Below are 6,171 nucleotides of genomic sequence, written 5' to 3' on the forward strand. Positions count from 1 at the left end.
AGTACCAGTACGTGCCGAATCCGACGGGGTGGGTGGATCCGTTGGGGTTGACGTCCAATTGCCCACCGCCGAATAAGCCTGGGTGTGAGGTTCCGGGTGGGATTGGTGGGGCTAAGGTGGATGATGGTGAACCTGCGCTGCCGAAGATGACTGCTCAGGAGCGTCGGGCGAGGATTGATGAATTAGCTGAAGAAAACGCATACCGACGTTTGCATGAAATGGAGAATCCACAAAATGGAGAGCATTTTCTGGAAAAGCACGGCGCCCAAACAACACTTCGGTCGCAATTTGAAAGGATTATGACAGGAAAGAATCCAACGACTGGCGTTGTAGAGACCTACACCGGCGGATCACACCATGGAGAACCTAAAATCCCAAGCGCGGCTACTCATTTTTTCAGCCATAGAGATCAGCTGAACGCTATCTATAGAGCAAAACTTATATTCCGTCAGACTAATCTTCAAACATCTAGAAGGCCTATGGACATGGGAAAGATAATTGGGGAAGGTTATACCAGAGACGGCATTTATGGGCAGCAGAGGAAAGCTGTGGTTATTCTAAGAGCTAATGGCGATACCGTGACTTCATATGCGGACTTTGAATGATGAAAAAAACGTATGAAATTGTAGATATAAAAAACTTATTGTTTGTTTTTGATATAGAAAATACTACTGATGTCCAGAGGGAACGATTAATAGTTGAGAAAAATGTAAACGATTCATGTCAGTTGAAAGAACTTTTCGATACTGTGTTAAGGCCTGAATTTTATGAGTACACAGATGCAGAACAAAAATCGCTGATAAATACTGTCGATCATTTTTTGAAAAGAAACGACAATTTCGACCTTGTATTTAATCGAATGACAACTTATTTCGACGAAGAAATTGCCGATAGGTCCAGTTTCATGAGGCTTCTATTGGAGTGCTTAAAAAAGTATCGGGATGAAACCGGCTGTGGCTAAAAAACTGCATTCTGGAGTGGCGCCAGGCAAGTAAGCACGCACTCTATTACGGCGAGTTTAACCGACTAACTGTGATGCCTTTGGTGGCGCCGAAGCATCGAGCAAATACACACTAAACCCCACAACCCCCTTCGCATGATGCTTAGCCTGCGAAGCCATCTCCGCAAGCTGGCTGGCATCAAGCGTTGCGCAAGCTTCAGGCCGCAGATGCACCACCCCAATCGATAACGACAACAACGCAAACTCCTGCCGCACACCCTGGCGATTCGGCGCAATAAAACATCCTGCCTCAAGGTGTTCAGGCCGATAGAAGCGGCGGCATTGGTTTTGGAAGTCGTCGAGCAGTTGGTTGAGGCGTTTGCGCCAGTCTTCGGGGCCGAGGACGAGGAGGAAGTCGTCGCCGCCGATGTGGCCGACGAAGTCGCGGGTGGGGTCGATGCGTTCGTTGAGGCATTGGGCGAGGCAGAGCAGGACTTCGTCGCCACGGCCATAGCCGTAGATGTCGTTGAAGGGTTTGAAGCTGTCGATGTCGACGTAGCAGATGATCGACTCGCGGGCCTGTTGCAGCAGGCGGGTGAGGCATTGCTGGATCGGTACGTTGCCCGGGAGCAAGGTGAGGGGATTGGCGTAGCGTGCTTGCTGGATTTTCAGTTCGGTGATCAGTTTCAGCACGTCGATCACCCGGCCGAGGCCGAGGTAACTGCCGTTGAGTGTGATGATGAAGTCTTCTTCGATGCGCTGGCGGGCGCGGCTGGTGATCAAGCGGCTGACTTGCTGCAGCGACTGGCTGATTTCCACGGCGAGGAAATCATCGTTCATCAGGCGGCTGATCGGTTTGCGCGCGAACAGATCGGTGGCGAACGGTTTGAGCAAGGCGTCGGACAGGGAATGGCGGTGAACGATGCCGCAGGGCTGGCCCTGTTCGTCGAGCACGGCGAGCGAATTGAGGTTGGCCTGGCGGCGAAAGGCTTCCAGCACGGTGGCGGTAGGTGTACCACGCTGCACGGCGGGCTGGTCGTTGAGCAGGGCGCTGAGGTCGCTGCCTTCGTCATTCAGCGCGACAGCGCTGCTATCGTGTTTGGGCATCAAGGCGCGAGCGTCGCGGGACGGATGTTCCTGAGGGCGGCCGAGCAGGTAGCCCTGCACCAGGTCGACGCCCATTTCAGTCAGCACCGCGAGTTCTTCCGGCAACTCGATGCCCTCGGCAATCACCTGCGCGCGGGACGCTTTGGCGATTTGCAGGATCGAGCCGACAAACTCTCTTTTCAACGCATCCTGATGAATGCCATCAATGAAATGCCGGTCGATCTTCACGTAATCCGGACGCAATTCCGACCACAGGCGCAGGCTCGAATACCCTGCACCCAAGTCGTCCAGCGCAATGGAAAAACCCATCGCCCGATAGTGATGCAGAGCGGTTTGCAGCAACTGAAAGTCATCGATCGGGGTCTGCTCGGTGAGCTCGATGACCACCTGGCTCGGCGCAATGCCCAAGTCCTGCAGCAGTTGCAACGTTCGTCCGGGTTGGTGCGCGGCTTCGAGCAAGGATTCTGGAGACACGTTAAGGAACAGCTTGCCCGGCAGTTGCTGCTCATTGAACCGGCGACAGGCGCTTTGTCGGCAGGCGATCTCCAGTTCGCTCAATCGGCCAGCCTGTCGCGCCACGGCGAACAGTGCAATCGGCGAGTGAAGAGGGCTGTTGGACGGGCCACGGGTCAGGGCTTCGTAACCGAGAATGCGGCGTTCGGAAAGACAGATGATCGGCTGGAACAGGCTGTGTAAACCGCTTTGAGTCAGGATCGAGCTCAACGCGCTCAGCTGTTCGGTCGTGGTCATGGCAGTCTCTGGCGATAAAAAAAGGACCGGGAGCGCTTGCTCCTGGTCCTTTATTGCACGACAGAATGATGACTGTTTGATGACGATCCGGGGATCGTCAGCACTAAATTGCCATCACTTACTTCTTGGCCACCTGATTGCTCAGTTTCAGGTAATCCAGCAGCACGCGCCCGGTTTCGCTCAGGTAGGCATCGTCTTCTGGTTTGACCTTGTCCGGCTCGGCAGCGGCCAGTGCGTCTTCGTCTTCTTTCTTCAGCTCTTTGAGCGGTTCTTCGCCTTTGGCCTTGCGACGGATGTTCTCCATCGCCAGTTGCTTGGCGTCGATGTCGGCGTGCTGGGCACGACGATCGGCTTCGTTGAGGCTGACGGTTTTTTCTTCCATCAGTTTCTGCGCCAGGGCCAGCTTGTCGCGGATGAACACGAACTCGGCATCCTTGTTGGTGCGCGCATCATGTTCGGACTTCAACTGGGCGAGGAACGGCTTGAACGGATCGGCCGCTGGTTTGATCGCCGCGCGGATGGTGTCCCACGGCATGGCTTCCGGCAGGGCGCTTTCACCGATTTCCTTGGTGTCGATCAGCGACGGGTAGTCGATGTCCGGCAGCACGCCCTGATGCTGGGTGCTCTGCCCGGAGACACGATAAAACTTGGCCAGGGTCAGTTTCAGTTCGCCATGGTTCAGCGGCTGAATAGTCTGCACGGTGCCTTTGCCGAAGGTCTGACCACCGATGATCAGCGCGCGGTGGTAGTCCTGCATGGCGCCGGCGAAGATTTCCGAGGCCGAGGCGGACAGGCGGTTGACCAGCAGCGCCATCGGGCCTTTGTAGAACGCGCCCGGGTTTTCATCCTCAAGCACGTCGACACGGCCATCGGCATTACGCACCAGCACGGTCGGGCCCTTATCGATGAACAGGCTGGTCAGCTCGGTGGCTTCCTGCAAAGAGCCGCCGCCATTATTGCGCAGGTCGATGACCACGCCGTCGACTTTGTCCTTCTGCAGCTCGGTCAGCAGCTTCTTGACGTCGCGGGTGGTGCTCTTGTAATCCGGATCGCCGGCACGGAAGGCCTTGAAGTCGAGGTAGAAGGCCGGGATCTCGATCACGCCGAGTTTGTAGTCCTTGCCGTCCTGTTTCAGGCTGAGAATCGACTTCTTCACGGCCTGGTCTTCGAGCTTCACCGCTTCACGGGTGATCGGCACGATCTTGGTGGTCTGGTCGTTCGGCGCATTGCTCGCCGGGATCACTTCCAGGCGCACCACGGTGCCTTTCGGACCGCGAATCAGTTTGACCACTTCGTCCAGGCGCCAGCCGACCACGTCGACCATCTCTTTATTGCCTTGGGCAACGCCGATGATCTTGTCGGCCGGAGCGACCTGCTTGGTCTTGTCCGCCGGGCCTGCCGGCACCAGACGCACGACTTTCACTTGATCGTTGTCGCTCTGCAACACGGCGCCAATGCCCTCGAGGGACAGGCTCATGTTGATGTCGAAGTTTTCCGCGTTATCCGGCGACAGATAATTGGTGTGCGGGTCGTAGGACATGGCGAAGGTGTTGATGTACGCCTGGAAGATGTCCTCGGCACGAGTCTGATCGAGGCGCGCCAGTTGATTCTTGTAGCGCTTGGTCAGGGTTTCCTGGATCTGCTTCGGGTCTTTGCCGGCGATCTTCTGGCGCAGCACTTCGTCCTTGACGCGTTTGCGCCACAGGTCGTCTAGTTCCGCGGTGGACTTGAGCCAAGGCGCGTCCTTGCGATCGATCAGCAAGGTCTCCTTGGTGTTGAAGTCCATCTTGTCGACGCCTTTGTTCAGCTCGGCAAGGGCGAAGTCCAGACGCGCCTTGACGCGGTCCAGATAGCGCTTGTAGATGGTGAACCCGGCGTTGAGGTCGCCGCTTTTGAGGAAGTCGTCGAACTGCGTCTTCCACTTGTCGAATTCGGCGATATCGCTGGCCATGAAATAGCTGCGCGACGGGTCGAGCAGCTTGATGTAGCTGTCGTAGATGATCACCGAGCGCGCATCGTCGAGCGGCGGCTTGCTGTAGTGGTGACGCTTGAGCAACTCGACGACGTTCAGGCTGGCGATGACTTCATCGCGATCAGGCTGCAACTTGTCCCAGCTGTTGGCTGCGAATGTGGTGCCCGACACCGGCAACAGACCGATACCGATGAAAAGAGCGAGGGCGGTGCTGGGGAGCAGATGCTTCATGCTGATTCGACGCGGGGACAATTGATAACGCATATTAGGCCGTCTTTGAAGTCGCCGGTTCTTTGAGAGCCGGTCGCATAATGCAAAAAGCCCGGCGCTACAGCTTCGGGCTCAGTCCAGACTCACTATGGAGGCAGTGTGAAGGCATTGCAAGGCGTTGAAGGTCAAGTGGCATGGGTTGAAGAGCCGAGTCCTACCTGCGATGTAGGACAAGTCCGCATCCGGGTGGCGGCAGCCGGCCTCAATCGCGCCGATTTATTACAGAAGGCAGGGCTTTATCCGCCACCACCCGGGGCCAGCCAAGTGCTTGGTCTTGAGTGCTCCGGGGTGATCAGCGAAGTCGGTGCGGGCTCGTCCTGGCAGGTCGGCGACCGGGTTTGCGCCTTGCTGGCCGGGGGCGGCATGGCCGAAGAGGTGGTCGTCGACGGACGGCACGTGCTGCCGGTGCCCGAAGGTGTTTCGCTGATCGAGGCGGCGGCATTGCCCGAGGTGTACGCCACCGTCTGGCTGAATGTGTTTCAACTTGCAGCGTTGAAGCCCGGTGAGAAAATTCTCCTGCACGCCGGCGCAAGTGGCATCGGTTCAGCCGCCATTCAGCTGTGCAAAGCCTTCGGTAACCCGTGCTGGGTCAGCGTCGGTTCCGCCGAGCGCCTGGCTTACTGTGAAGCGCTGGGTGCGCAGGGCGGCGTGGTGCGTACCGATGATCTGGAGAGCCTGCGCGACTTCGGCCCGTTCGACGTGATTCTCGACCCGGTGGGCGGCAATTATTTAGCATTGAACCTCAAGCTGATGGCGCTGGACGGACGTTGGGTGCTGATCGGTCTGATGGGCGGGCGCGAGGCGAAACTGGATCTGGCGCAGGTGTTGGCCAAGCGTGTGCAACTGCTCGGTTCAACGTTGCGTAGTCGTGGCGATCAGTTCAAGGCCGATCTGCTCAGTGACCTGGGCCAGCATGTCTGGCCGCTGTTTGCCGAGGGCCGCTTGCGTCCGCAATTGGCCAAAGCGTTTGCGGTGAAGGATGCCGAAGCAGCGTTTGCCGAACTGGCGAGCAATACGGTGGCGGGCAAGTTGGTGTTGGTGATCAATGAAGGTTTGAGCTGACAGCAAAACAAGGTCAAAAGATCGCAGCCTTCGGCAGCTCCTTGTATGTTCCCCACACACCAGCATGAAT

Annotated in this window: 3 protein-coding genes and 1 pseudogene; 2 read left to right on the top strand and 2 right to left on the bottom strand. The window is 57.0% G+C overall.

What is annotated here, in order from left to right:
- Window positions 1-605: pseudogene (locus tag D8U82_RS22650) on the top strand (type IV secretion protein Rhs); the annotation flags it as partial.
- Window positions 606-1,018: 413 nt separating this feature from the next.
- On the opposite strand, the gene D8U82_RS22660 reads toward D8U82_RS22650, so the two are convergent.
- Entirely contained in the window at window positions 1,019-2,797 is a 1,779-nt protein-coding gene (locus D8U82_RS22660; RefSeq protein WP_130902995.1) for a bifunctional diguanylate cyclase/phosphodiesterase, read from the bottom strand.
- Between the two features lie 118 nt (window positions 2,798-2,915).
- On the bottom strand, window positions 2,916-5,000 hold the full coding sequence (locus D8U82_RS22665; RefSeq protein ID WP_162999827.1) for a carboxy terminal-processing peptidase: 2,085 nt from the start codon (window positions 4,998-5,000) through the stop codon (window positions 2,916-2,918).
- A 138-nt stretch (window positions 5,001-5,138) separates the two neighbouring features.
- Here D8U82_RS22665 and D8U82_RS22670 point away from each other — a divergent pair, with 138 nt between their 5' ends.
- The gene (locus D8U82_RS22670; RefSeq protein WP_130902996.1) at window positions 5,139-6,101 is read left to right on the top strand and encodes a zinc-binding dehydrogenase; all 963 of its coding nucleotides are present in this window, start codon (window positions 5,139-5,141) and stop codon (window positions 6,099-6,101) included.
- Window positions 6,102-6,171: the final 70 nt, after the last annotated feature.

It is taken from the genome of Pseudomonas sp. Sample_23 (assembly GCF_004307595.1).
In the GTDB taxonomy this organism is placed as follows: domain Bacteria; phylum Pseudomonadota; class Gammaproteobacteria; order Pseudomonadales; family Pseudomonadaceae; genus Aquipseudomonas; species Aquipseudomonas atacamensis.

What these genes read in the sequence shown, in the direction of transcription:
- D8U82_RS22660 (WP_130902995.1), bottom strand. Translation starts at nt 2,797, where the DNA reads ATGACCACGACCGAACAGCTGAGCGCGTTGAGCTCGATCCTGACTCAA.
- D8U82_RS22665 (WP_162999827.1), bottom strand. Translation starts at nt 5,000, where the DNA reads ATGAAGCATCTGCTCCCCAGCACCGCCCTCGCTCTTTTCATCGGTATC.